We start from the raw sequence: 25,709 nt of genomic DNA, 5'->3' as shown, positions 1-25,709 counted from the left end.
AGCTGGTGTATGCATGGATTGAAGCTGTTGTGAAGTTCAAAGGATGTAATCATCGTACATGGAGAAAGGATTGCATAGACCATGGCGCATATAGAAAAACGCAGCAGAGGCAAACGGAGTTATATCCTCATGGGTGTGGCCCTGATTGCCCTGCTGGCAGGAGGAGGAATTGTTATCAATCATTTTGCCAATGAATCATCCAAAACACTTGTATTTCAAGAGGAACCGGTACGTCTGATGATGGATCAGTCCTATGATCATTTTGAAGGCTGGGGTACGTCCCTTGCATGGTGGGCCAACGATCTGGGCGGATGGAAAGACCAGGCCAAGGTCAGTGAAGTGATGGATCTGGTCTTCGACCCGGAGAAAGGGCTGGGTCTGAACATCGTCCGCTACAATATTGGCGGTGAGGAAAATCCGGAGATGAAGGCCCTTCGACCCGGCGGTGATGTACCTGGCTTCCAGCCTGAACCGGGTGAGTGGGACTGGGATGCCGATGCAGGTCAGCGGGCTGTACTAAAGGGCTCGATGGAGCGCGGAGTTAACATTGCCGAAGCATTTTCCAATTCCCCACCCTACTGGATGACGATCAGTGGATCCGTTACAGGAGCCGTGGATGGGAGCAATAACCTGCGTGACGATCAGTATGATGCGTTTGCCGATTATCTCACAGAGGTTGTGAAGCATTATCGGGACGAGTGGGGGATCACTTTCCGCACACTGAATCCGCTGAATGAACCTTCCTCCGATTGGTGGAAGAAAGGCAATATGCAGGAAGGCAGTCATTTTACCAACGAGAAGCAGGCCGAGATTATTAAGAAAGTAGCAGCATCGTTGAAGAGTAAAGGATTGGACGGTACCGTCATCAGTGCCGCAGATGATAACAGCATTGACGAAACGGTGCTCAATTTCAGCCTCTATGATCAGGATACGCTGGACGTGATCCAGCAGATCAATACCCATTCCTATAATGGTAGCAAAATGGAAGAGCTGCGCACGCTGGCAGAGCGATATGGCAAGAAGCTGTGGATGTCCGAGTACGGAACAGGCGGCAGTGAGCCGCACAGTCATGAGGATATGACCTCGGTGCAGGAACTGGCAGAGCGGATCATGTTCGATCTGAAAATCATGCAGCCATCTGCCTGGGTATATTGGCAGGCCGTTGAAGATGAAGGCGCCAATAATAACTGGGGCTTCATTCATGCCAATTTTAACGGAGAAGAGCAGTATGAGATGACCAAGCAGTATTATGGCATGGCCCAGTTTACGAAGTACATTCGTCCGGGTGCAACAATTATTCCAACCGATGCAGGACGCACCTTGGCTGCTTATGATGCAGACGCGAAGAGACTGGTGCTGGTCATTCGCAATGAATTGTCAGCAGGGACTACGGCGTTTGAATTGGCAGGGTTTGAATATGGAAAATCATCCACCGCTCAGGTATACCAGACTTCACCTGATCGAAATATGGAACAGCTTGAAGACATTCCGGTGTATGCCAACGGACTTGAGGTGCCTACGGCAGACAATTCCATTACAACGGTTGTACTGGAAGGCGTGACATTGCAGGCGAACTGATAATAGCGACCTTTTAAAGTTATTCTGTCATCGTAGTGCCAGTGTAAATCTTCTTTAGTTCAACGGATACGGCTCACCTATATTGTAAATGAACCACAGGACATATGAACTTCAATACAGAGAAGGAGGGGGATTACAGTGACAGAGAAAACATCCCTTTTGCTCCAGGAACAGGAGAAGAACATCACAGGGGCTGAGAATGGTGTTCAATCCGAATTGACATACGATGCACGCAGCTTCTTCCTGAACGGTAGGCGTGTATTTCTGAACAGTGCCACGATCCATTATTTCCGCATGCCGAAGGAGGAATGGGGTGAGGTTCTGCTGAAGGCGAAGCTTGCCGGCATGAACTGCATCGACACCTACTTTGCGTGGAATGTGCATGAGCCGGAAGAAGGACAGTGGTCCTTCGAAGGGGATAATGATTGTGGAGCATTTCTGGATCTGTGCGCAGAACTGGGTATGTGGGTCATTGCGCGTCCGGGCCCGTTTATCTGTGCGGAATGGGATTTTGGCGGTTTTCCATACTGGCTCGGTACGAAAGACGGAGTGAAATTCCGGGAAAATAATGAGACGTATCTGCACTATGTGAACCTGTACTTTGATCGGCTCGTGCCGATCATTCGTGAGCGCCAGTTATCCGCCGGAGGAACGGTCATTCTCGTTCAGGTGGAGAATGAATACGGATATCTGATGGATGATGCCGCGGCAAGTTCTCATATGAATACGCTGAGGGATGGATTGCTGCAGCGGGGCATTGACGTGCCGCTGATCACTTGTGTTGGCGGGGCAGAAGGCACGATTGAAGGGGCCAATTTCTGGTCGGGTGCCGACGGACATTATGAGAAACTTCAAGCCAAACAGCCGGACACTCCCAAGATGGTCACGGAATTCTGGACCGGATGGTTCGAGAACTGGGGAGGGCCTTCGGCCATTCAGAAGACGGCGCCATTGCTGGAGAGACGCATCATGGAAATTCTGCGTGCCGGATATACCGGAATCAGCCATTACATGTTCTACGGCGGCACGAATTTCGGTGGATATGGCGGCAGAACGATGGGTAGCAGCGATATTTTCATGATTACGTCCTATGACTACGATGCACCCCTGAACGAGTATGGACGAGTGACACCGAAATATGCTGTCACGAAGAATCTGTCCTATTTCGTTCATGCATTTGGGGCGCTGATCATGGAAACAGAAGAAATCCCTGCTGAACAGAACCAGGTACGTCATCCTGAAGGGGTGTCTGTGCGAGGCAGGCTGGCTGGCAACCGGAAGATCTGGTTTCTAGAGAGTCACAAGGATGAACGCGAGACGATGCACATTACGCTGGAAGAAGGCAGAACTCTTCCTGTATCGCTGAATCCGGGTCAGATTGTTCTGTTGCTGGACCGGGTACCGATTGCTGAACACGTATATCTGACTGCGGGTACGATGATTACGGGCAATGAAATGATAAACGGAGAATTGACCTTGTTCATCGTGGCTACTGCAGGGCAGCGTTCTGTTGTTGAATTGGAAGCCGGGGTATTGAATGTCACGGGTAGTACGGTGCAAGTGCTGGTCGAACATGATTCAGCAAGGAACGTATACCGCTTCGATCTGTTCCATTTCCAAGAACCGGGAATGATCCAACTGGAAGCAAACGGCACACCGATCCGTTTCGTCATTCTGGATCAAGAGACGATGAATCGAACATGGCGATTGGAAGCAACAGATAAGAAGGGACTACGTTATGCAATTGGGTTCGATGACGTGGACGTGTTGCCATCTGGTCAGGTCAAGGGCATGATCACGGATCCGGATCGCACAATTACGCTACTTGGTGACTGGACCGATGGAGAACGAACGTTAACAGGTCGCGAGTTCTTTGCCAACGAGGAGAACAGTGTACAGTACGATAAGCTGAATCCAGAGGGGCGCAATACACCAACTCCATCCATTTCACCAGCTGTACCGAATGGGCCGATTCAGGAGTCTATTACAGGAATACAGCAGCAGCAGCAGCATCCATGGACTTCGCCGATTGCACCAACGTTGCCTGCTTCTCCGGAGCTGTCACGTGTTTCGTTAACCGCGAAGCAGCGCTCGACGAGTGCACAACCGGAGGACTTTTCCCAATATGGACAAGATTTTGGTTATCTGTTGTACGAATGTGATTTTGGAAGTCCAACCGAAGGAATCACCAGCCTTATTTTGCCGAATATCCAGGATACTGCCAGAATCATCGTTAATGGTGTTCAGCAGGCATTAGTGCGTCAGGTAGGTGCCGCAGGTGTGCAGTTACAGGTAGCGCAAGGGCAGAACACACTTCAGATTCTGGTGCAGCATATGGGCAGATTGAACTTCTCTCCGTATTTGGGTGAGAGTAAAGGTCTGGTTGGTGCTGTGTATTTGGATGGCAAAGTTCAGGATATTCGTCGGAATTGGCGTACGGAGAGTGGACTTGTGCATCTCGATGAGGTGAACTCTCTCCAAGGGTCTCCACTTCTGAGCAGAAGCTTTACGCTGGATGGCATGGATCGGGCGATTCTCGTGGGTGCTCTGAGTAAAGGACTTCTTATCAATGGCATCGAAGTTCCAATGGAAGGATATCAGGATTGGTTTGCGTTTCAGACGCTGGATATATCCCTCTATATCAGACCCGGAGAGACGAATACGCTGGAAATGCCGTATAGCCGCTCACCATTGAATCGACTGGAACTGATCACGTATCCGAGTCAGGGAGAACTGAAGGATTGGCGTATGGCAGGGACGGATGCATTGCTTCCGCAACAATGGGAGAGCTACGAGGCAGGACAAGGATCGGTCCATCCTGGAGCACAGGGGTCAATCCAGCGTGCAGCGCAGCATGGTATCGCCAAAGGTGGCAATTGTACTGCCAATCTGGTGACCCATACCTCGGGTGATGGGATCTCAAGTGCGTCGCTGAGCGAGAACTCTCACTCTACATCCAATCTCCTTCGGGAACAAGGCTTGTACGGTCAGCCGCTCTGGTACCGCTGGCGTTTCGCCAAGCCTGTAGTATCTGAGTATTATAAGGTGAACCTGATGCTTCGCCTGACCGGGATGAGCAAAGGAACCATTCACCTGAACGGGCATCATCTGGGCCGATATTGGCAGATTGGTCCGCAAGAGGATTACAAGATTCCAGTAGCCTGGCTACAGGAAGAGAATGAACTACTTTTATTCGACGAAGAAGGCAGAACGCCAGAACGAGTACGATTCCTGCTGGATGCGTTATCCCGTTATCCGTGGGTTGTGGTGGAGTAGATCATGTATTGACTGAACCTGTCTCACCGATTCAACTATGCTTGGGAACGATAACTAAATCGAGATAGTTCAAGTTAAGAGCAGCCTTTTGTAGAAATGAGTCCTAGTACAATTAATTCACATTAGCATGGCGGAGATAAATCAACGAGCAATGGATTAGGACTCAGAAATAGCATCACATAGCGCATAAACGTACCTTTTACCGCAGTCATACCACCTCATTTTCTTAGTCAAAATAACCCGGGTTCGTGAATCTTCGGAACCAGTCTTGTGAGTGAATTGGGCTAAGGGGATGGGGAAACTGTGGTGTTCAGGTCTGTACATTGAGCAAAGATGACACTGTAGCTTCATGTGTTGTAACCGTTTACATATAAGGGAAGTGTTCATCCATGATCTGTGAAGGGAGTGATGCTTCATGTAATTGGAATTTGAACAGATAGTCGTGAGGTGTGCTTACAGAGGGATGACTCCAAGATAACGTTTATTCAGCCATGTGGTATTTCTATTCTAATTAATCATTCCAATCACTCATGGATAAGGAGATGACCTGATGTTAACGAAGAGGAAAGACAGAGCAAGAGGATTCAGCGGCTTCAAGTCCGGAATGATTCTGCTGCTCGGAACATTGCTTCTATTAACTATGTTATTCCCCAATACAGCAAGAGCAGCAACAAGTGTCTATACGATATCCGCCTTTACGAACACAAGTGAGTCCAATATGTATATCTATGAATCGTATAATGCAACCCACTATGGTTTGCTGAAAGGGCCAGCCTATACACCTCCGGCCGATCTGATCCGCGATCCCAGCATCATGAAGCACACAGATGGCCTATACTACGTCGTCTACACCACGAATTGGTCAGGTAACACCATCGGCATCGCCTCCAGCCCGGATAAGGTAAACTGGACATTTGTCCGTAACATTACATTATCCACACCTACCACAATCGCACACACCTGGGCACCGGAATGGTTCAAAGACAGCAACGGCAGTCTGAATGTTATCGTGTCCCTCTCGCCAGGCAACTATGAGAATTTCAAACCTTATGTCATCACCGCTTCAGGCAGCAATCTGGCGTCTACCTCATGGTCTGCGCCTACTGAACTGGCAGGCATTGCTCCCAATTATATCGATATCTTTATCGTGAAGACGGGTTCAACCTATCATGCCTTTACCAAGAACGAGACAACCAAATACATTGAATATGCGACATCGACTTCGTTAACCGGCCCTTATACCTTTAAAGGGACAGGGGATTGGGCAGGCTGGGGCTCTTGGGTCGAAGGTCCGGCGCTTGTTCAGCTGGATAATGGTTCATGGCGAATCTACTTTGACGGTTATGCTACACAAAAATATTATTACAGCGACTCTGCTGACGGCTTCCAGACCTGGGGTGCCAAACAGGAGATTGCGGGTCTTACCGGACTCGTCCGGCATATGACCGTCTTGAAAGAGTCCGGACAGCCGGGTGATATCCGCAAGTTGGAGTCATTCAATGTGCCGGGCAGCTTCATTCGTCATTATAACTATCAGGCGCGAATGGATGCGAATGTTAGTCCAGCGGAAGATGCACAGTTCCGTATCGTTCCTGGACTGGCGAATGCAACGGGCATATCGTTTGAGTCCTTGAACTATCCAGGTTATTTCCTGCGGAACAGCAATGGCAACATAACACTGGTGAAAAATGACGGCAGCGCCGCGTTTCGTAATGATGCTACATTCAAACGCGTGAATGGACTTACTAATGCCAGTTGGACATCATATGCCTCGTTTAGTAACCCGAACCTGTATCTGAGACATTACAATAATGTGCTGCGATTGGAAGCTGTCGTTACCGCACTTGATAAGTCAGACGCGACCTTCCGAGAGATCGGGCAATAATGTATTTTCGTGTTCTGGAAAAATACAAATAAGTTAAACTATACATTTACACGATAACGGAGAGGGCAGAAATAACTTGAAGAAGCGAAGCGTGCGCCTATAAGCTTTCTGAAGAGAGCTGCATCGGAAGCATACGCTATCCCCGGATTTTCCCCTTTTAAAGAATAATTAAAAAATTAGGGGATAACAGCGATCGGAAAGTTGTTCTGACATCGGAGTGCTTGTGTAAATTCATAAGGAGTGAAGTGGATGAAATGGTTAAAACGAATGAGCTCGCTGCTGCTGGCAGGTAGTTTGATCACAGGTAGCCTCGGTATCGGTACGGAGGTATCTGCTGCAGGAGCTTACACGGCTGTGGCCGATCCATCGAAGCAATATCAGACGATGGAAGGATGGGGGACCTCCCTCGCATGGTGGGGCAAGGTAGTTGGAGAATATTCGAATCGGGATGAATACGTGGAAAAAATGTTCAATACGAATACCGGACTCGGTCTGAACATCCTGAGGTACAACATTGGAGGCGGGGATAATCCAACGTCCAATATTCTCGAATATCGCAAAGCCGTTCCAGGCTACCAGCCTTCTCCAGGGGTGTATGACTGGACTGCTGACGCGAATCAGCGCTATATGCTGCAAGCAGCCAAGGCACAAGGCGTGAACGTAATCGAAGCCTTTGCGAACTCTGCACCTTACTGGATGACGATCAGTGGAGGTGTGTCGGGTGCAGCCAATGGAGGTAACAACCTCAAGCCTGATTATGTTGATGATTTTGCTGATTATCTGACTGAGGTTGTGAAGCATTTCCGGGATAACTGGGGGATCACATTTGATAGCGTAACCCCGCTGAATGAACCGATCTCGACCTGGTGGAAGCAGGGCAATGATCAGGAGGGTATGCATTTTGACCGGGCGGATCAGAACACGATTCTGAGTCAGGTACAAGCTTCGCTGAATGCGAAAGGGCTGTCCACGAAGCTGAGTGCGCCGGAAGAATACAGTCTGGATGATACAAATGTGTCGTTCAACAGCTACAGCAGTGCGGTCAAATCAGCGATCAGTCAGATCAACACCCATACGTACGGCGGAAGCAATCGCACCTCTCTGCGCAACACAGCGACGTCTGCGGGTAAACATCTGTGGACCTCGGAATACGGGGATGGGGATGCAAGTGGACTTACCATGTCACGTACTATTCTCAAGGATATTCGTAATATGGGCGCGAGTGCGTGGGTATACTGGCAAGCTGTGGATAGCGCGGAAGGCTGGGGATTCTTCAAAAACGTGCTGAACAATACGCAAACGACCAGTTATACTGTGAATCAGAAATATTATGTGATGGGCAATTACAGCAAATTTATTCGTCCGGGATACAAGATTATCGGCATGAGTGATGCCAATACCCTTGCGGCTTATGATGCAGATTCCGGCAAAGTGGTGCTGGTCACGACCAATTCGGAATCAACGGATACAACCGTAACCTATGATCTGAGTCGCTTTACCAACGCAGGCACGTCTGCTCAAGTATATCGCACCTCTTCAACAGAGAATTTGCAACAGCTAACCAACATTCCGGTTCAAAACAAAACGTTTACGGCTACAGCCAAGGCCAATTCGGTCACAACCTACGTCATTTCCGGTGCAACTTACAATGGCAGCACAGGATATGAAGCCGGGGCTATCTACAAGCTGATCAATCGCAACAGCGAACTTGCACTGGATGTTAACGGAGCTTCTTCTGCCGGGGGTGCAACGATCATTCAGTGGAATGATAATGGAGCGGCCAACCAGCAATGGAAGCTGGAGTCTGCTGGCAATGGATATTATAAAATCCGCAATGTGGGCAGTGGGCTTTTGCTGGATGTGAATTCGAGTTCCACACAAGGTGGAGCCGCTCTGATCCAATGGCAGGAAAATGGGGACAACAATCAGCAATGGTTACCTGTAGATGTTGGGGGATATCTTGTACTCGTGAATCGCAACAGCGGTCTGACGGTAGATATCAATCAAGGGTCCCTGACCGCAGGTGCCTCCACGATCCAATGGGCTGATAATGGTGGAGCCAATCAGCAGTGGAGTCTTGTCAAGGTAAATTAATGTTGAATATACAGCCTGAGTGAGCGTACTTTCTTGCGTGGAAAATTTTCGTCATGGAGCTCCTTTCTTGAAATGCAGTATTCGGAACCAACACTGTACAGTTCAAGAAAGGAGCTTTACCCAGATCAATTAGCGTGAACCCGGGGAAGTGTGCTTCGCCATACAATGCTTCTGGTGCGTCAAACCAACCGTTTTACGCACAGCTTTCATAACAAGTCGCTAACTCCGTCAGAGTGTGCCAATTGGTTAAATATGGTTCAGCGTAGTAAAATAACTTAGGATACCCATAATGCGTAAGCAAGCAGGCTGTCGGGGTTATATTCCAGGAATAGGAGTGTAATGATAACGATAGGCAAATATCATAATGTATTATGGATGTGACAAAGGAGACGAAGTATGAGCAATCGATTTACGTTTGACAAATTTCCTGAATTGAAGACCGAACGTTATACTCTGCGCGCAGCAGAAGAACAGGATGGTCCAGATCTATTGGAACTATATTCGGACGAAGCTGTTGTTGAATTTATGCCGTTGACTCCCTTTGAATCTGTGGAGGATGCGCTGGGAGAGATGAGCTGGTATGCGAAGATTTTCAAGGAACGGTCTGGTTTGCGCTGGATGATTGAAGATGGTGAATCCGGGAAAGTGATTGGAACCTGTGGGTTTCTTAACTATGAAGATGTACATAACCGGGCTGAGATCGGATACGATCTGCACCCTGCCTTTTGGGGCAAAGGCGTCATGACGGAGGTGGCGCGTGTTATTCTGCACTTTGGATTCATGGACATGCAACTGAACAAGATCGAAGCGAGAGTGGAACCGGAGAATAAGGCGTCCATTCGACTGTTGCACAAGCTTGGTTTTCAGCAGGAAGGTGTACTGCGACAGCATGAGTTTGAGAAGGGCAGATACATTGATCTTGCGGTGTTCTCCAAGCTAAGAAGTGAGATGTAAGTCAGACGATGGAAGCGTCAGCCTTGTCCTTCTGAATTCGCTCATGCTATATTGGAGAGATGTGAGGAGATGAGGATATGAAGCTGGTGTCCTGGAATGTGAATGGATTACGGGCATGTGTTACCAAAGGATTCATGGATTATTATAACGAAAGTCAGGCAGATATTTTCTGTCTTCAGGAGACGAAGCTGCAGGCAGGACAGATCGAGATGGATCTGGGAGAAGACGTCTATCAATACTGGAATTATGCGGTGAAAAAAGGGTACTCTGGAACAGCTGTATTTACCCGAATCAAGCCGTTATCCGTCTGGTACGGGATTGAGGAGGACAGCGAGCCGGAAGGCCGGATGATTACGCTGGAGTTTGACCATTTTTACCTAATCAATGTATATACACCCAACGCGAAGCGGGATCTGACCCGGCTTCCTTATCGTCTGGAATGGGAGGATCGATTCCGGGGTTACGTGCTGGGACTGGAGCAGTCCAAGCCGGTTATCGTTTGCGGTGACCTGAATGTAGCTCATCAGGAAATCGACCTGAAGAATCCGAAGCCCAATATGGGGAACTCCGGATTTACGCTGGAAGAGCGTGGCAAGATGACCGATCTGCTCGCTGAGGGGTACGTGGATAGCTTCCGTCATATGTATCCAGACCGTACGGATGTGTATAGCTGGTGGTCCTATATGCCGAAGGTAAGAGAACGGAACGTGGGTTGGCGCATTGATTATTTTCTCGTGTCCAATCAACTGGCTCCGAAGGTGGCAGATGCGCATATCGACTGTCACGTTCTGGGCAGTGATCATTGCCCGGTGGGCCTCACCCTGCAACTGTAGCTATCTTGGCAAGTCAGGAAGAAGTCTATATTTTTAACCATTAAGACATAACAACCGTGAGTTTCCACTAGTGGAGATTTGCGGTTTTTTCGCGTGGTCTGTATCTGCCCAGAGGTACAGGCCGTCATTTTCTAAGCCACAGGTAGGGGAGAGAGACTGGACTTTGGTTGGGGAAAGAACTGGACCCTGGATGTTCCGTTTCCACCAGTTCTTGGGTAGGATTGAATAATACATATAGAAGATGACATTGGGGAGTAAGGGGAAGTGAACGATGAATAAGGGCTTACGGAGAGGATTAAAGGGTTTGGGCGGTCTGATGCTGGCAACGGGACTTCTACTGCTGGGTGGTACCGCGTATGAGGCTTATCAATCGGCAAAAGATATGAAGACTTACACTCCGCCAGGCAAGTTCTATGAGGTGAGTGGTCGCAATATGCATCTATACACAACGGGTAGAGGGGATGCAACCGTGGTTCTGGCTTCAGGTTGGGGTACGCCCAATCCCTATGTTGATTTTAGCTCGCTGTATGACAAGTTGAAATCACAGGTGAAAATTGCGGTGTATGATCGGTTCGGCTACGGTTACAGTGATTACACGGATCAACCTCGTGATATTGACACGATGGCAGAGGAAATCCATCAATTGCTGCGAACATCCGGTCAGCGCCCACCTTACATCATGGTAGGTCACTCTCTGGGCTCTCTGGAGACACTCCGATATGCACAGATGTATCCCGATGAGGTGGTTGGCATGATCATGATCGACGGAGGAAGTCCTGAATATTACAGCACCGTGGAGATGGGGAAATCGGAATGGTATTTTGATTCAGCCCGTTTTCTCGTGAAAACAGGAATCGCACGTACCTTGCTGCATTCGGATCGCATGATGGCATCTCTGGTCATTGACCCTGATCAGGTTACGGAACCGATGAAAAAGGCGGCAACCATATCTACGCTAAAACATGCCTACAATGAAAACATGATGGAAGAGATACGGAACGCCAAGATGAACGCAGCTTGTGTTCTTGATCATAAAAAAGAATTCTCCTTTCCGATAAGCATTTTGACGGCTAGTTCAGAGAAGCCTGATGAGAGCAGTCGGGCATGGCAGGCAGATCAAGCGGAGTTTGCTTCATGGTCAAGACAGGGAACACAGCGGACTGTGCTAAACGCCAAACATGATATACATAACAGTCAGCCGGACATTGTAGCCGCCGAAATTTTGAAAATGGTAAAGTCGTCCAGTGATTTATGACTAATATGACCCAACAAACAGATGGTCAACAGGATAAGGATAAGGAGGAGGGATGGATGAAGAAAATTAGAGTCGTCACCCGATTCCTGTCTATACTCGTGGCAAGCTGCCTGTTGTCTTTGACGGTATTAACGGTATCGGCTGTATGGGCCAAGAACACCGTTAATGCGGTACCTGTCATCCATTCGGTTGAGAAATAACAAGAAATATCACACACAAACCCATATGAAGGAGTGGTAATGATGGTTATTCCGAAGAAACATTTAATGGTATGTACAGCACTGGCGATGGCACTTGCACTGAGTGCTTGCAGCAGTTCAGCAGAACAACCTGGCGGTGAGACAGAGAAGGTCGATACCGAAGTTTCATCGGGCACATCCGAACAGGCGACGAATGATGCCGTGAATAAGGGAACGAGTGAAACAGCATCGAGTGGAGTCGTGGAGACGGAAGGTACAACTGCACCAGCAGGTACAGCATCAGGAAACAGTGGGGAAACGGCTACAGGAACGGAAGACATGCCGGAGTACTTGCCAAGTGATTTCCCACTCCCGGAAGATGCCACAATCCGTTTAGCCAACTCCGGTGAGAATGAGGGCAAGAAATCAGCCATGATGATCTTCTCCACCGAAGAAGATATGAAGACGGTAACCCAGCTGTATAAGGACTATTTCAAAGCCAAAAAGATGACGGATGCAGGTCAGACGATTGATGACAAAAACATCATTATTCAGGGAACTGACCCAGAAACACAGGAAACCTGGTCTTTGATTGGTGGACTTCTGGCGGGCCAGGATGGCGTCATTGAGTTAACGTTGACCTGGACGGAATCTGAGGTGAAATAAGATGATGGGTTCATCTAAAATACATGAAAAATAGATCAAACGCACCTTGCCTTGCATCAGAGTAGCGCTGTTGCTACTCTGATGCAAGGTATTTTTATTTGAAGCTGGAAACCTGACAAGTTACATGTTATGTTATATCATTATACTAGATAAAGTACGCAACTATAGAAGAAGACAGGAGAGATTGAACATGATTAAAGTTGGTATCGTAGGTTACGGAAATCTGGGAAAAGGTGTAGAGAAAGCCATTACCCAAAACCCGGATCTGGAGCTGGTTGCTGTATTTACACGTCGTAACCCGGAGCAGATGGTTGCAGAAGGTACAGAGGTTCGTTTTGAGCACATCTCTGCCGCTGAGCAATACATAGGCAAAATTGATGTCATGATTCTGTGCGGGGGTTCAGCAACGGATCTTCCAGAGCAAACACCTGCTATTGCACGTTTGTTCAACACGGTAGACAGCTTCGATACACATGCCAAAATCCCTGAATTCTATAAGGAAGTTAACGCTGCTGCAGAAGAAGGCGGCCATGTGAGCGTCATTTCCACAGGTTGGGACCCAGGGTTGTTCTCCATGAACCGACTGCTCGCCCAATCGATCCTGCCTGAAGGTAAAGAGTATACATTCTGGGGTAAAGGGGTCAGCCAAGGTCATTCGGATGCGATTCGTCGTGTTCCTGGCGTTAAGGCTGGTGTTCAGTACACCGTACCTGTTGAAGAAGTGATCAACCGGATTCGTGCAGGGGAAACGCCAGAATTGTCCACACGCGAGAAACATCTGCGTCAATGTTATGTTGTGGCTGAAGCTGGTGCGAATCAGGATGAAATTCGTGAAACAATTGTATCGATGCCGAATTATTTCGCCGATTACGATACAACGGTGACGTTCATTACTGAAGAGCAGCTGAAGGCTGAGCATGCAGGCATGCCGCATGGTGGGTTTGTTATTCGCAGCGGTGTTACAGGTGCAGGGCAGAAACAAATTGTTGAATTTGGTCTGAAGCTCGACAGCAACCCTGAGTTCACAGCAAGTGTGCTGGTGGCTTATGCAAGAGCCGCACAGCGTCTGAGCGTGGAAGGACATAAGGGTGCCAAGACCGTATTTGATATTCCACTCGGTCACCTGTCTCCCAAATCGGCTGAGGAACTCCGCCGCGACCTGCTGTAATCTATAATCCGTAGTCTATGACACATCATAAGCTATATAATAAACAGCCCGTCCTTCAAATAGAAGGACAGGCTGTTTGCTTTTGCTGTGAGTGAGAGCGTGTGTAGGGCTCGGCTCCTCTGAATGGAATCTACTTCACCCAGTGATCAGGCATGCTCAGATGAGCTGGCAGTTTGGTGCTTGCACTGCCTTTTGCCGAATTCATCTGGGATTGTGTCACGAAGATACTGTCTCTTAGATCCGCTCCGCCCAGATCCGCGTCCCGCATGTCGGCCCCGATCAGATCGGCACTTCTCAGGTCAGCATTTCGAAGGTCGGCAGCAATCATTAAGGTACCTCTGAAGCTTGCACCTCGCAGATCGGCTCCTTTTAGATTCGCCCCCAGAAAGTCTCTTCCGGTACGCATGTTTGATTTGGATTTCCCGTGTGCGGTGGGTTGAACCTTGGCACGAACCATTTCGCTTGCTTGTAACAAGAGCTCGTTCACGACTGCACGATGAGCAGGAATATCCAGAAGTATCATGGCAGATGGCTGCAAATTGCTGAGTCGCTCTGTGTCCTGGTACGCTTTCAGCAAATCGGAATGAATGGATTGTGTTTCTTGCCGCTGCAACATCTCGTTTACATAACTCATCATCTCATGAAGCTGCTTCATAACAGGCAAACAATCGAACATCTCTGTTGCGGATTCCGGATGATCCCGCCAATCTTTGCCCGCATATGTAATTTGCGATAGTTTCTGTCCGGCTCCAAAACAGTCATATACCGTGCAACCCTTAAACCCTTTCTGACGCAGCTGCGTGTGGATACCACAGCGGTTATCAGTACGTAGATTGGGACATGGTGTGCCACTGGATTTATCAAAAGCAAAGTCCGATGATTTGCCATAAGGCAAGGCGACACAGCATAGACCGAAACATTGCTCGCAGTCCGCGCTTAAATGAAGCGTAGCCTGGTGGCTACTGAATGGTTGGTTAGACATTTTTGAACACTTCCTTTAATTAAAAAACTTGCTATTTTAAGGTCAATACCACTTTACCATTACACTGGAATTCGATCAATTGTCATAGAGATGAATCATTTTTCAGCAGAAGCGGGGACAGGCATGCAGGATCTTAACGAGATGGACGGGGTGTGGGTACTACATCATACGCATGCCAAAATAAAGGGCAGTCCTCCGAATGAACGGGGAACTGCCCTTTATTCATCGTAGAGGATTGCTGTTCCTTAGGCATATCCCTACGATGGTGAATTAATCTGGATTAAACCACGCCTTGAGCAATCATAGCGTCAGCAACCTTGAGGAAACCTGCAATATTTGCTCCGGCAACGAGGTTGCCTGCACAGCCATACTCATCTGCTGCCTGAACACAGCTTTTGTAGATGTTCGACATAATGTCATGCAGCTTGGCGTCCACTTCTTCAAATGACCAGGACAACCGCATGCTGTTCTGTGACATTTCAAGCGCAGACACGGCTACACCGCCAGCATTGGCAGCTTTCGCTGGTCCGAACAGGACTCCTTCTTTCAGGAAAAGATCGATCGCAGCGAGGGTTGAAGGCATATTAGCTCCTTCACCAATGGCTTTGACTCCGCCATGCACCAGCAGGGCAGCAGCATGTTCATCGATTTCATTTTGCGTTGCACAAGGCAGGGCGATATCACAGGCAATGGACCAGATACCTTCACAGCCCTCGGTATACACCGCATGAGGATGTTCTTTGACATATTCACTGATCCGCAGTCGGTCCACTTCTTTTAACCGTTTCACGGTCTCCAGATCGATCCCTTCAGAATCGTAAATGTATCCGCCCGAGTCACTACATGCAACGACTTTTGCGCCAAGCTCCTGAGCCTTCTGGATGGCATAGATGGATACATTACCAGAGCCGGATACAACGACCGTGCTGTCCTTGAAGCTTAATCCTTTGGATTTCAGCATCTCGTTCACAAAGTACACACAACCAAATCCGGTGGCTTCCTTGCGTGTAAGGCTTCCTCCGTACAGCAGACCTTTGCCGGTTAATACACCCGCTTGATGTGCGCCGCTAATCCGTTTGTACTGCCCGAACATGTAACCGATTTCCCTTGCGCCTACACCAATATCGCCTGCAGGAACGTCCGTATCGGAACCGATATATTTATACAGTTCAGTCATGAAACTTTGGGTGAAACGCATGACTTCCAGATCTGATTTTCCTTTGGGATCGAAGTCGGAACCGCCTTTACCGCCGCCGATCGGCAGGCCAGTCAGTGCATTTTTGAAAATCTGCTCAAAGCCCAGAAACTTGACGATTCCCGAATAGACAGATGGATGGAAACGTAGTCCGCCTTTGTACGGACCAATGGCACTGTTGAATTGTACTCGAAATCCGCGGTTCACTTGTACCTTGCCTTGATCATCTACCCAAGGAACACGGAAGGTGATCACACGTTCAGGTTCAACAAGCTGTTCAAGCAGACTATTGTTCATATATTTGGGGTGTGCTGCAATGACGGGAATAAGGGAGTCCAGGATTTCTTTGACAGCCTGATGAAACTCATTTTCTTGCGGATTTCTGGCGACAACTGATTCATAAATGGAATGAACATATTCTGCAGCGGTTACTTGAGTTGGCTCTGTAGTTGCTCTTGTTATCGTGGACACTTTTTCGATGCACTCCTTTATTGTGTTAAAGTCTTCAGACACTTATTTGTATAAATTGATTAAAAGTTTGTAGTTAAATATACAGGAAACCAAATAAAAATACGAGATAAAAATCTATAAAAAGTTTTTTATGCAGTTATTAAAATGTTCTATGGATCTGTCATGACGTGTAAACATTAGCCGAATACACTGGATTAATAAATTAGTTTTGGTAAGATGGTAGTAGGACCTCGGTAAAGGGGCCCTTTTATTTATATGAAGGAGGAGAACAAGATGATGAAGAGATGCATAGACATCCACATGGAGAACAGGGCTTGTATAGGAGGTGAAATTTATTATGAACCATAGGACTCCCCGTACCAATTGCAGAGAGAAGCTGGTGAGCCAGCTATTTACATTAGGTGAAGAGAAAAGAACATTTCTCGACGCCTATTTCGACGTGCGCGAACCGGAACGGATAGAGTTGGAACGGCTGCTGATTGCTTACACGCAGTGCGTGGAGAAGCTGCTCCTTGGGCCTGATGAAGATTTGGACTCGGTTGTACTCATTGGCAGTTTTATTCAATTTGAATACGTTGACTTCCACACGTCGGACTCGTTCTGGATTGTCATGCCTGATGACGCTAATCTGGATGCAGGACGCATTTCCTTCCTTTCCCCTGTAGGGCGTCAATTGCTGCTTGGCAGCGTAGGGGAAATACGCTCGGTTAATACACCATCGGGCTCCATGAAGGTACGCATCACCAAGGTTGAGTTAAACAACGAATCCTTGGACCGGATGTCCCTGGGGGGTGCAGACCATGCACTTTAAAGAAACGGATTTGCCGGGAATTGGACGCAAGTATTGGTTGCATACCCGTAGTGGTGAGCATTTGGTGATTGTCATTCATAATGACGAAAGGCGTGATCTGTTTCACATGGAAGCAGGTGATACGCCTGAAGAGCTGGGGGACATGGTATCCCTTGTCACTCTAGATGATGATGAGGCAAGAGCGGTAGCGGCTATCGTGGGTGGCATGACATACAGACCCCAATTCCAAGATGAACGCGAAGTGATGTTGGAAGGTCTGTTAATTGAATGGCTCCGCATCGAACCTCACTCGGCAAGTATAGGGAAAGCGATCGGGGAACTGAATATTCGCCAAGCTACAGGGGCAGTGATTCTGGCTGTTGTGGAGAAGAGTAAGGAGAAGCAGTTTAATCCGGGTCCTGATTATGTCTTTACCGCTGGAGCTACGGTTGTTGTAGCTGGTGAACGGGATCAGATCAAACAGTTAAAACGGTTATTGTCTGATGGGCGGCTGTAGCCTATGGATATGCTCATATTCGAAGTGGGAATTGCCGTTGCGCTGATTACACTTACAGGGCTAATCTCTTCACGATTACGATTTTCGGTCATACCTTTCTATATTCTGATTGGTATGGCTGTAGGGCCGCATGCTCCACAGATTGGCATTGTGGATTTGCGTTTTATCGAAAGTTCGTCCTTTATCGAATTTATGGGCAGGCTTGGGATACTGTTTCTGCTATTTTACCTGGGACTGGAGTTCTCGGTCTCCCGTTTGCTGAAGTCCGGCAAAGCCATTCTGACCGGAGGCATGTTCTATGTAGGGCTTAATTTTGTTTCCGGTCTGCTGCTGGGCTGGTTTATGGAATTGCCGTTAAAAGAGACACTCGTTGTTTGCGGTATCATGACCAGTTCTTCTACAGCCATTGTGGCCAAAGTGCTTGTTGATCTGAAACGTACGGCGAACCCGGAGACCGAAATCATTATGGGCATGATCATGTTTGATGACTTGTTCATCGCCATCCATATCTCCATTCTGACCGGGCTCGTGCTTAGTGGGGCAACCTCATTCCTCAGCGTATTGCTGGTATCCTTAACTGCGCTGCTGTTTATTGTGCTGTTCCTAATTATTGGCAGGAAGTGCATCAAGTATATTGATAAGGCTCTAAATATCAAGTCATCCGAATTATTTTTGCTTACCGTCATGACGCTGCTCTTCCTGGTCGCGGGTTTCTCGGAGACGCTGCATGTAGCCGAGGCGATCGGGGCTTTAATGATGGGACTTGTGCTGGGGGAATCGAGACACGTCAGCCGAATTGAGCATCAGATCATGCCTTTCAAAGATTTCTTTGGAGCCATATTCTTCTTCAGTTTTGGTCTGACTATTGAACCATCGTCGCTTGGCGGCGCTGTGGGAATGACAATTATTGCGGTTATTCTGACCATTGCCAGCAACTATGGGGCTGGTATGATCGCTGGCAGATTGGCCGGTATGACTCCAAAAGCCTCGTTGAATGTGGGCTTTACGCTCGTCTCCCGAGGAGAGTTCTCCATCATCATGGCAAACATCGGCAAGGCTGGTGGGTTGATGGCCTCCATTCAGTCTTTTGCCGTATTATATGTATTGATTTTGGCGGTGCTGGGACCTATCCTGACGAAGGAATCTCCTTGGATCTATGCTCAATATGCTCGTTTGAGGAAAAGAATGAAACGAAGGGAAAACGGATAATGCTGTTCCAGCTGTTTCCATATCCGTTAAGCGGGAAGGCAGGATAGCCATAGCTGTGAATACGTATTGAAGTCCTGATCCTATGATTCTTTAGCGTCACGCTGCTTGGAGAAGTACCTTTTTCTCTTAGGCGTGGCGCTTTTTCCTTTTTTATAATCACAATTCTGTATTATAGCGGGACTAAACACCTGGCCTTCTCATGCAGTCTCTAACCGGGAACAGGACTTTCGATGTGATTTGACTGATTAGGATTGATAATAAGCTTGTTTAATGTAAAATAATGTTAGGTAATTATCTAGCAATTTATATCAGTTGAACTAATCATTTACACGACAACGGAGAGGACAGAAAAAACCTGAAAAGCGAAGCGTTCGCCTTTATTCCTGGATTTTTCCCTTCGGAAAAGGGAATCAAAAAAATCTGGGGATAACAGCGATTGGAAGGTTGTTCTGTCATTGTAAATAATCTTTAGTTCAACTTATATTGCATTGAAATGACGACAAGGAGGAATCCAGTATGACGCAGAACAATCATGTTCAACGGTTAAAATGGACAGGTATTACGTTATTGTTAGGTTTGGTGTTGTTTGCTTTACCCGCATCTGCTGCATGGAATGATACATACAAAGGTTATGCAACCTACACTGGTTCAGGATATTCGGGAGGGGCATTGTTGCTGGACCCCATTCCATCAGACATGAAAATTACGGCACTCAACCCCTATCAGCTTAATTATAACGGCGTCAAGGCGGCTCTGGCTGGAGCCTATCTGGAAGTACAAGGGCCCAAAGGCAAAACGACCGTGTATGTAACGGATCTATATCCCGAGGGCGCAAGCGGTGCACTGGACCTTTCACCGAATGCCTTTAACCTGATTGGTGACCCCAAGGCAGGGAAAATCGATATTAGCTGGAAGGTTGTCAAAGCTCCTGTCAAAGGTAACGTCTCCTATCGGATTAAGGAAGGCAGCAGCCAGTGGTGGGCGGCCATTCAGGTCCGCAATCACAAATATCCGGTGCTGAAGCTTGAAGTGAAGCAAAAGGATGGTACATGGCTCAATCTGGAGAAACAGGATTATAATCATTTTCTCGGAACCGGACTGGGTAAAGATAAACTCCATATTCGTATTACCGATATTCGTGGTCAGGTACGGAATGATACCATTCCAGCTCTACCTGAAAGCGGATCAGGCGGTGCGTATATGGTCCCAGGAAATGTACAGTTCCCGGATTGACAGAGGGATGAAGGTTGTTATACAAAGAAGTATGCCTTATAAACGCATGCTGAATGAAAAGTCGTGCAATGCACGGCTTTTTTTGGCTATATAGCATCATACTCATGGAGACTGAATGGGATGGATTCTGACAAGAGGAGATGCACCGCATGAAAAAGAATATGCCTTCATATCAGACAACACATCCGTATTGGAAACAGTATCAGGAATTTTTCCCAGAAGAAATCAGGCTGGGGGACGATACATTTCCCGAGGAAGAATGGTGGGAAACGAACGGGGTTCAACTGCATATCGATCGACTGCCCGTGCCAGAGTCGCCGATCAAAATCCTGTTCATTCACGGTGCGGGAGGCAATGGAAGGCTGCTTGCTCCCTATGCCCGTATGTTGCAGCTCCAAGGATATGAGGTAGTGTCACCTGACCTTCCCCCTTATGGACTAAGTTATGCACTGTCAGGGACATCAATCCATTATGAATTATGGATTGAACTGCTTGTTTCACTCGCTGATCGGGAATACAGTCAAGACGGCAAGCCAATCGTGGCTTTGGGAAGTAGCATTGGCGGCATGTTGGCCTATCACACCAGTGCACGCAGTGAACATGTCAAAGGTTTAATTGCAACTACATTTGTAGACACGAGTAATGCTGATATGCGTGACCAGCTTGCACCGAATCGTCTGGTGAGCCGTGGGGGGAAACGGATGATGGATCAGTTCCCCGGCCTGTTGGACCGTATACGTATCTCCGTCAAGCGTGTTTCACGGATGCAGCTTATCACCAATAACCCAGCATTAACCCATCTGATTATGAATGATCCACAGGCGGCAGCCACACGTATTCCGTTGGCCTTGTTAAGGACATTCCTTAGTAAGGAGCCGGAGGTAAGTCCAGAAGAGTTTGACCGATGTCCAGTCCTGTTGGTTCATCCGGAACTAGATCCCATGACACCCATGAAGTTCAGTAAATCTTTTTTTGATCGGCTGAAGGTAGACAAGGAATGCGTCGTGTTGAAAGGGGCAGGCCACTTCCCTATAGAGCAGCCGGGTTTGAACCAGTTGCAGGAAGCGGTATTGCGATTTTTACATAAGCATTTTGCATAAATCTTAAGGGAGATGGATGTGGATGTTCTCCAAATGAACCGCGCCACCGCCCACCTGAATCTGTGTAATTTCATTGGAACTGCCCAGCGTTAATCTGGCTAGGATCTCTGAGGGCCGGTTCATGGTATACCCTTGTCTGATCGTATAAGTCTGAAGATGAGGATCTGAAAGTTGGTTGTATTGATATAAATAACAGAGCATTGCACCATTAGATGTGCCCGTTGCGCTCTCTTCGTCAATATCGTAAAGTGGAGCGAAATTTCGACATTCTGCCAGAACGTCCTCCGCACCTGGTTCGAGTGTATACACGTGATAACCTATGACATGATGAGCCTTGCATATTTCGGTGATAAGCTGAAAGTCAGGAACGATTTTGGCCAGCACATCAACATGCTTCACGGCTATCATGATATCGCGTAGCCCGGTAGATACGATCTGTACAGGTAATTCGGCGTGTAAATCATGTAAAGGAATACGTAACGAATCGGCAATCTGCTGTCGGTCCACGATCTTCCCAAACTCCGGCAACGTCTGAGACAGATAGATTGTACCATTCGCTTCAATATCTACTTCAAGAATTCCGGCCAGTGTCTCCAGCGTATATGTACCGACATCAACGAGATGCTGTGTTTTCATTAGATAAAATAAAGCAATCGTGGCATGTCCGCATAGATCAACTTCATCACTTGGGGTGAAGTAACGTACTTTGAAATCAGCTTGATCTGACGGCATAACAAACGCAGTTTCTGAAAAATTAACTTGTCTGGCAATCTCCTGCATCTGGGATTCAGACAAATGCTCTGCTTGTAAAACAACTCCTGCGGGGTTTCCGCCAAGAGCCTTGTCCGAGAATGCATGTAATGTACTTACTTCAATATCCATATATTCATTACCTCGCTTGTTCGGTTATTCGGATTCAACATCATCGACATTATATCATGGTTCCTGGTCTGGATTGTGCACCCTACCTGCTGAAAATTCATAAATATAGGTCATGTGAACGTCGGGACAGGGTAATAATGAAGGAGAGCGCAACGATAATTCAATGGAAAGGCTGGGATTTCTAATGAAAGCCATTGTAATTGAACAGTTTGGTGGAGCGGAACAATTGAAGGAAATGGAAGTGACCATGCCATCATGTGGCGTAAATCAGGTGCTGATCCAAATTCATGCCACTTCTGTAAATCCGGTTGATTTCAAAATCAGACAAGGGCATCTGAAAGAGGCAGCAGGAGACTTTCCTCTGATCTTGGGTGGAGATGTAGCCGGTACGGTGGTTGAAGCAGGTTCGAATGTAACACGGTTCAGAGAGGGCGACCGGGTATTTGCCCGTCCTCGTCAATTCGGAACCTACGCAGAATATGTGGCTGTAGATGCGGACATTATAGCCCGTATTCCGGAAAGTTTGAGCTTCGAGGAAGCAGCAGCCATACCGCTGGCGGCCATGACGTCCTGGCAAGCACTGGTGGATCATGGGCGGCTTGGCAAAGGGCAGAAAGTATTAATTCATGCCGGAGCAGGCGGCGTAGGAACCTATGCTATTCAGATTGCCAAGTCCCTTGGTGCCGAAGTGGCCTCCACTGCAAGTGAAGCGAACGAAGAACTGCTTCGTTCGCTGGGTGTGGATCATTTTATCAACTATAAAAAAGAAGATTTCGCGGAGATTCTCTCCGATTATGATGTCGTGCTGGACACGATGGGCGGTGATATCCAGCGTAACAGCTTCAAGGTATTGAAATCAGGCGGGCATCTGGTGTCGCTTGTGGAACAACCGGATGAGAACCTTGCCAAGGAGGCTGGTGTAACGGCTAACGTGTTCATGATGGAGCCCAAAGGAGATCAACTTGATCAGCTGGCTGAGCTCGCTGCTGAGGGCCAATTGAAGTCTATCATTGATGAGACGTTTCCACTCACTGAACAAGGCGTGCGTGAAGCACACGAAAAAAGCGAAAGCCATCATACACGAGGTAAACTGGTTATTCGTGTACGATAGAATTCAGTAACTCGAAGAAGTATTTGGACTCATGAGTCTGATACAGATTGAACCAAGCCTGTAATGTGTCGGGTCCAATACATCCAGCTTCTTCAAAACATGCATCGCAAATTCCAGCGGAGCCAGCAGTAACTACATTCCCATCCGTTACTGCTGGCTCTGCTTCATCATATTTTTCTCCAGTATAGTGAGGACAAAGCATCTTCATATTCTCCAGCTTGTTACTCGTATTAGAGTTAGTAGATGCAAGACAGGATATGCTCCTCAAATGTGGTGGAATAAGATATAATAGGAGAAATTTATTCCACTTATACGTATGAGGTGATTCGATGTCCAATGAACTCATTCAAGCTATTCAATTGTTGAAAGAAAAGAAGTGGGTGGATCTGACCCATACATTCGGGCCTGAATCGCCGCATTTCTCTGCTTTTGATGCTGCGCAATTCGATACACTATTTAATCACGATCAAGGTTTCTTTGCCCAGAGCTTCAAGTTTCCCGGTCAATATGGGACACACCTGGATGCACCGATTCATTTCGTACGGGATACCCGGTACCTGGATGAATTGGGGTTGAAGGAACTGGTACTGCCGCTGGTAGTCATAGACCAGTCTGCCGCTGTGGAGAACGATTCGGATTTTACGTTGACTGTTGAGCATATTCTTGAGTTTGAAAAAGAGCATGGCATGATTGAAGCAGGCAGCTTTGTAGCACTGCGTACCGATTGGAGCAAACGCTGGCCCAGTCATGAAGCATTTGACAACAAGGACGTGGAAGGTAACAGCCATGCGCCGGGATGGTCAATCAGTTCACTAATGTTTTTGTTTGAGGAGAGAAAAATAAAAGCGATTGGCCATGAGACTTTCGATACCGATTCAGCTGTGGATTATCAGAAGAATGGTGCACTGCTGGCAGAGTATTATGTACTTGCCCAGGATACATATCAGGTAGAACTGTTAACGAACTTGGATCAGGTGCCAGCGAAAGGAGCGGTGATCTTCAACATCGTTCCTAAGGCGGAAAAGGCATCCGGATTCCCGGTCCGATCATTTGCCATCTTACCTTAATTTTGGTAAACCAAGAGCATATCTCAATTGACTCAACTGCCGTTCGTTCTAAATCGTTGACATAAAGAATTAAAAAAGGAGGCGGATTCCGCCTCCTTTTTTATGTGCTTACTTTTGATCCGAAGAGGGGTCTTGATTGAATCGTTGTGAAATTTTCTTCGCTGCCTTCTTACGCCGAATCCAACGCTTGAGCATACTTTCTTCTTTTCGTCCCTGCAATGTTTCCTTCATGCCTTGAATCATAAATTCGGATCTTCGTCTGTCGTCCCGACTAATCTCGCGTAGTTCCTTAATAAATTTGTCGTCCATATCTGCCTCTCGCTCATTAAGTATAATTTCATTATAGCGAACGTACGTTCTTTTATCAAGTTTTTCCATGATGAATGATTTTTAAGACCTATGTAGTGAAAAGAAGCACAGAAACAGCGCTTTGCATGTGAGAAAATTTTACTACAGCGTTCGGTAGTCATGCTCGGAGCTGTAGGGGATTGGAAGTGATTGTGAGTGAATGAGGGGAGCGGTTCATGATGACGCAAAGGGTAGAGAGATCGGTTTTGCTCGCGGTGATGAATGGAATGCTGGGGATTGGAGCAATCCTTGGGGGAATTATGCTAATTATCGATCCATCTGGAAATATGCTGAAAATGCCAGATTCTTTATTGGAGCATTCTCCGTTCGCCAATTTTCTAATCCCGGGAATCATCCTGTTGCTGGTTCTTGGTGTCCTGCCTGTACTGATTGGGGTGGCTCTGTTGCGTCGTTGGCAGTGCGCGTTAACTGAGAAACTGAACCTTTATCCTGACCGCTACTGGGCTTGGACATTCTCCTTATATACCGGATATGCTCTCCTGATCTGGATTATGGTGCAGGTGTACTGGATTCAGGACGTTTCAATCATTCACTTGCTCTATTTTGCTTGGGGAATGGGAATTCAAGTTGTGACCTTATTGCCGGAAGTACAGCGAAGATATACGAAATGAATTAAAGCATCTCATCTGATTTAAAAATTATAAAGCATATCATCTTGACAAAGGAGTATCACCCTCGCATACTTACGTTATATACTTTATAAAGTGTATTTATTAATAGGGAATAATGTAATGGCCGTCTCTTATAGTGTAACCACATTGCTTCCCCCGCTCTTAGGACTGATGGCAGTCAGAACCGGTACAAGCTTCTTTTTCGATGGTTGTTCTGGTTCTGCTTGTCCTTATGGTGATTTGTGCAGAAGTGGTCAATCGCTTCATGATGATACCGCAAGAAC

The 25,709-nt window shown here is 47.4% G+C and carries 22 protein-coding genes and 1 pseudogene; 18 read left to right on the top strand and 5 right to left on the bottom strand.

Annotated features, from left to right (window positions below; all coding sequences use genetic code 11):
- Positions 1-81 precede the first annotated feature (81 nt).
- The 10 genes from ACR32F_RS24345 to ACR32F_RS24300 all read left to right on the top strand — a co-directional run bounded on the left by ACR32F_RS24345 (position 82) and on the right by ACR32F_RS24300 (position 13,888).
- Entirely contained in the window at positions 82-1,578 is a 1,497-nt protein-coding gene (locus ACR32F_RS24345; RefSeq protein WP_440111591.1) for a glycoside hydrolase family 30 protein, read from the top strand.
- A 138-nt stretch (positions 1,579-1,716) separates the two neighbouring features.
- Positions 1,717-4,854 (top strand): beta-galactosidase, encoded by a 3,138-nt coding sequence (locus tag ACR32F_RS24340; RefSeq protein ID WP_440111589.1) that lies wholly within the window; start codon positions 1,717-1,719, stop codon positions 4,852-4,854.
- A 550-nt stretch (positions 4,855-5,404) separates the two neighbouring features.
- Positions 5,405-6,739: an AbfB domain-containing protein gene (locus ACR32F_RS24335; protein WP_440111587.1), complete on the top strand. Its 1,335-nt coding sequence runs from the start codon at positions 5,405-5,407 to the stop codon at positions 6,737-6,739.
- Between the two features lie 249 nt (positions 6,740-6,988).
- The gene (locus ACR32F_RS24330; RefSeq protein ID WP_440111585.1) at positions 6,989-8,833 is read left to right on the top strand and encodes an RICIN domain-containing protein; all 1,845 of its coding nucleotides are present in this window, start codon (positions 6,989-6,991) and stop codon (positions 8,831-8,833) included.
- Positions 8,834-9,229: 396 nt separating this feature from the next.
- Positions 9,230-9,787 (top strand): GNAT family N-acetyltransferase, encoded by a 558-nt coding sequence (locus ACR32F_RS24325; RefSeq protein WP_440111583.1) that lies wholly within the window; start codon positions 9,230-9,232, stop codon positions 9,785-9,787.
- 77 nt (positions 9,788-9,864) lie between these two features.
- Positions 9,865-10,620, top strand: a complete 756-nt coding sequence (locus ACR32F_RS24320; protein ID WP_440111581.1) for an exodeoxyribonuclease III — start codon at positions 9,865-9,867, stop codon at positions 10,618-10,620.
- Positions 10,621-10,891: 271 nt separating this feature from the next.
- Complete coding sequence (locus ACR32F_RS24315; protein WP_440111579.1) at positions 10,892-11,875, top strand: alpha/beta fold hydrolase; 984 nt, start codon at positions 10,892-10,894, stop codon at positions 11,873-11,875.
- A gap of 56 nt (positions 11,876-11,931) precedes the next feature.
- The gene (locus ACR32F_RS24310) at positions 11,932-12,075 is read left to right on the top strand and encodes a hypothetical protein (protein WP_440111577.1); all 144 of its coding nucleotides are present in this window, start codon (positions 11,932-11,934) and stop codon (positions 12,073-12,075) included.
- Positions 12,076-12,114: 39 nt separating this feature from the next.
- Positions 12,115-12,720 (top strand): hypothetical protein, encoded by a 606-nt coding sequence (locus ACR32F_RS24305; protein WP_440111575.1) that lies wholly within the window; start codon positions 12,115-12,117, stop codon positions 12,718-12,720.
- Between the two features lie 190 nt (positions 12,721-12,910).
- Positions 12,911-13,888: a diaminopimelate dehydrogenase gene (locus tag ACR32F_RS24300; protein ID WP_440111573.1), complete on the top strand. Its 978-nt coding sequence runs from the start codon at positions 12,911-12,913 to the stop codon at positions 13,886-13,888.
- A gap of 130 nt (positions 13,889-14,018) precedes the next feature.
- Here ACR32F_RS24300 and ACR32F_RS24295 read toward each other — a convergent pair whose 3' ends face one another.
- Positions 14,019-14,870, bottom strand: a complete 852-nt coding sequence (locus ACR32F_RS24295) for a pentapeptide repeat-containing protein (RefSeq protein ID WP_440111571.1) — start codon at positions 14,868-14,870, stop codon at positions 14,019-14,021.
- Between the two features lie 280 nt (positions 14,871-15,150).
- Positions 15,151-16,536 carry an NADP-specific glutamate dehydrogenase gene (gene gdhA / locus ACR32F_RS24290; RefSeq protein WP_440111569.1) on the bottom strand — a complete coding sequence of 462 codons (1,386 nt, stop codon included), beginning with the start codon at positions 16,534-16,536 and terminating at the stop codon, positions 15,151-15,153.
- A 337-nt stretch (positions 16,537-16,873) separates the two neighbouring features.
- Here gdhA and ACR32F_RS24285 point away from each other — a divergent pair, with 337 nt between their 5' ends.
- The 5 genes from ACR32F_RS24285 (at position 16,874) to ACR32F_RS24265 (ending at position 21,385) form a co-directional block, all read left to right on the top strand.
- The gene (locus ACR32F_RS24285) at positions 16,874-17,347 is read left to right on the top strand and encodes a GreA/GreB family elongation factor (RefSeq protein ID WP_440111567.1); all 474 of its coding nucleotides are present in this window, start codon (positions 16,874-16,876) and stop codon (positions 17,345-17,347) included.
- Positions 17,337-17,843 carry a cation:proton antiporter regulatory subunit gene (locus tag ACR32F_RS24280; protein ID WP_440111565.1) on the top strand — a complete coding sequence of 169 codons (507 nt, stop codon included), beginning with the start codon at positions 17,337-17,339 and terminating at the stop codon, positions 17,841-17,843. The genes ACR32F_RS24285 and ACR32F_RS24280 overlap by 11 nt, the downstream gene beginning before the upstream one ends.
- A 3-nt stretch (positions 17,844-17,846) precedes the next feature.
- Positions 17,847-19,052: a cation:proton antiporter gene (locus ACR32F_RS24275; protein ID WP_440111563.1), complete on the top strand. Its 1,206-nt coding sequence runs from the start codon at positions 17,847-17,849 to the stop codon at positions 19,050-19,052.
- Positions 19,053-19,568: 516 nt separating this feature from the next.
- Complete coding sequence (locus ACR32F_RS24270) at positions 19,569-20,285, top strand: expansin EXLX1 family cellulose-binding protein (protein ID WP_440111561.1); 717 nt, start codon at positions 19,569-19,571, stop codon at positions 20,283-20,285.
- Positions 20,286-20,434: 149 nt separating this feature from the next.
- The gene (locus ACR32F_RS24265; protein WP_440111559.1) at positions 20,435-21,385 is read left to right on the top strand and encodes an alpha/beta hydrolase; all 951 of its coding nucleotides are present in this window, start codon (positions 20,435-20,437) and stop codon (positions 21,383-21,385) included.
- 3 nt (positions 21,386-21,388) lie between these two features.
- On the opposite strand, the gene ACR32F_RS24260 is transcribed toward ACR32F_RS24265, so the two are convergent.
- Positions 21,389-22,267: a PhzF family phenazine biosynthesis protein gene (locus tag ACR32F_RS24260; RefSeq protein WP_440111557.1), complete on the bottom strand. Its 879-nt coding sequence runs from the start codon at positions 22,265-22,267 to the stop codon at positions 21,389-21,391.
- A 184-nt stretch (positions 22,268-22,451) separates the two neighbouring features.
- Here ACR32F_RS24260 and ACR32F_RS24255 point away from each other — a divergent pair, with 184 nt between their 5' ends.
- A complete protein-coding gene (locus ACR32F_RS24255) occupies positions 22,452-23,378 on the top strand; it encodes an NADP-dependent oxidoreductase (RefSeq protein WP_440111555.1) in 927 nt (308 codons plus the stop codon).
- Here ACR32F_RS24255 and ACR32F_RS24250 read toward each other — a convergent pair.
- Positions 23,362-23,619, bottom strand: a pseudogene (locus ACR32F_RS24250) (glutamine amidotransferase); the annotation flags it as partial. The gene ACR32F_RS24255 and the pseudogene ACR32F_RS24250 sit on opposite strands and share 17 nt — an antisense overlap.
- An 88-nt stretch (positions 23,620-23,707) precedes the next feature.
- Here ACR32F_RS24250 and ACR32F_RS24245 point away from each other — a divergent pair.
- Entirely contained in the window at positions 23,708-24,445 is a 738-nt protein-coding gene (locus ACR32F_RS24245; RefSeq protein ID WP_440111553.1) for a cyclase family protein, read from the top strand.
- A 108-nt stretch (positions 24,446-24,553) separates the two neighbouring features.
- On the opposite strand, the gene ACR32F_RS24240 is transcribed toward ACR32F_RS24245, so the two are convergent.
- Complete coding sequence (locus tag ACR32F_RS24240) at positions 24,554-24,754, bottom strand: hypothetical protein (RefSeq protein WP_440111551.1); 201 nt, start codon at positions 24,752-24,754, stop codon at positions 24,554-24,556.
- Between the two features lie 215 nt (positions 24,755-24,969).
- Between ACR32F_RS24240 and ACR32F_RS24235 the strand changes: the two genes are divergently transcribed.
- Positions 24,970-25,425, top strand: a complete 456-nt coding sequence (locus tag ACR32F_RS24235; protein ID WP_440111549.1) for a hypothetical protein — start codon at positions 24,970-24,972, stop codon at positions 25,423-25,425.
- Positions 25,426-25,709 lie beyond the last annotated feature (284 nt).

Origin of the sequence: Paenibacillus hebaui, assembly GCF_051934385.1 — a bacterium.
Taxonomy (GTDB): domain Bacteria; phylum Bacillota; class Bacilli; order Paenibacillales; family Paenibacillaceae; genus Paenibacillus.
Note: the sequence above shows the minus strand (reverse complement) of the source record. Positions and strands in the feature narration are given on the sequence as shown.

What these genes read in the sequence shown, in the direction of transcription:
- ACR32F_RS24345 (WP_440111591.1), top strand. Translation starts at nt 82, where the DNA reads ATGGCGCATATAGAAAAACGCAGCAGAGGCAAACGGAGTTATATCCTC.
- ACR32F_RS24335 (WP_440111587.1), top strand. Translation starts at nt 5,405, where the DNA reads ATGTTAACGAAGAGGAAAGACAGAGCAAGAGGATTCAGCGGCTTCAAG.
- ACR32F_RS24330 (WP_440111585.1), top strand. Translation starts at nt 6,989, where the DNA reads ATGAAATGGTTAAAACGAATGAGCTCGCTGCTGCTGGCAGGTAGTTTG.
- ACR32F_RS24325 (WP_440111583.1), top strand. Translation starts at nt 9,230, where the DNA reads ATGAGCAATCGATTTACGTTTGACAAATTTCCTGAATTGAAGACCGAA.
- ACR32F_RS24320 (WP_440111581.1), top strand. Translation starts at nt 9,865, where the DNA reads ATGAAGCTGGTGTCCTGGAATGTGAATGGATTACGGGCATGTGTTACC.
- ACR32F_RS24315 (WP_440111579.1), top strand. Translation starts at nt 10,892, where the DNA reads ATGAATAAGGGCTTACGGAGAGGATTAAAGGGTTTGGGCGGTCTGATG.
- ACR32F_RS24310 (WP_440111577.1), top strand. Translation starts at nt 11,932, where the DNA reads ATGAAGAAAATTAGAGTCGTCACCCGATTCCTGTCTATACTCGTGGCA.
- ACR32F_RS24305 (WP_440111575.1), top strand. Translation starts at nt 12,115, where the DNA reads ATGATGGTTATTCCGAAGAAACATTTAATGGTATGTACAGCACTGGCG.
- ACR32F_RS24300 (WP_440111573.1), top strand. Translation starts at nt 12,911, where the DNA reads ATGATTAAAGTTGGTATCGTAGGTTACGGAAATCTGGGAAAAGGTGTA.
- ACR32F_RS24295 (WP_440111571.1), bottom strand. Translation starts at nt 14,870, where the DNA reads ATGTCTAACCAACCATTCAGTAGCCACCAGGCTACGCTTCATTTAAGC.
- ACR32F_RS24285 (WP_440111567.1), top strand. Translation starts at nt 16,874, where the DNA reads ATGAACCATAGGACTCCCCGTACCAATTGCAGAGAGAAGCTGGTGAGC.
- ACR32F_RS24280 (WP_440111565.1), top strand. Translation starts at nt 17,337, where the DNA reads ATGCACTTTAAAGAAACGGATTTGCCGGGAATTGGACGCAAGTATTGG.
- ACR32F_RS24275 (WP_440111563.1), top strand. Translation starts at nt 17,847, where the DNA reads ATGGATATGCTCATATTCGAAGTGGGAATTGCCGTTGCGCTGATTACA.
- ACR32F_RS24270 (WP_440111561.1), top strand. Translation starts at nt 19,569, where the DNA reads ATGACGCAGAACAATCATGTTCAACGGTTAAAATGGACAGGTATTACG.
- ACR32F_RS24265 (WP_440111559.1), top strand. Translation starts at nt 20,435, where the DNA reads ATGAAAAAGAATATGCCTTCATATCAGACAACACATCCGTATTGGAAA.
- ACR32F_RS24260 (WP_440111557.1), bottom strand. Translation starts at nt 22,267, where the DNA reads ATGGATATTGAAGTAAGTACATTACATGCATTCTCGGACAAGGCTCTT.
- ACR32F_RS24255 (WP_440111555.1), top strand. Translation starts at nt 22,452, where the DNA reads ATGAAAGCCATTGTAATTGAACAGTTTGGTGGAGCGGAACAATTGAAG.
- ACR32F_RS24245 (WP_440111553.1), top strand. Translation starts at nt 23,708, where the DNA reads ATGTCCAATGAACTCATTCAAGCTATTCAATTGTTGAAAGAAAAGAAG.
- ACR32F_RS24240 (WP_440111551.1), bottom strand. Translation starts at nt 24,754, where the DNA reads ATGGACGACAAATTTATTAAGGAACTACGCGAGATTAGTCGGGACGAC.
- ACR32F_RS24235 (WP_440111549.1), top strand. Translation starts at nt 24,970, where the DNA reads ATGATGACGCAAAGGGTAGAGAGATCGGTTTTGCTCGCGGTGATGAAT.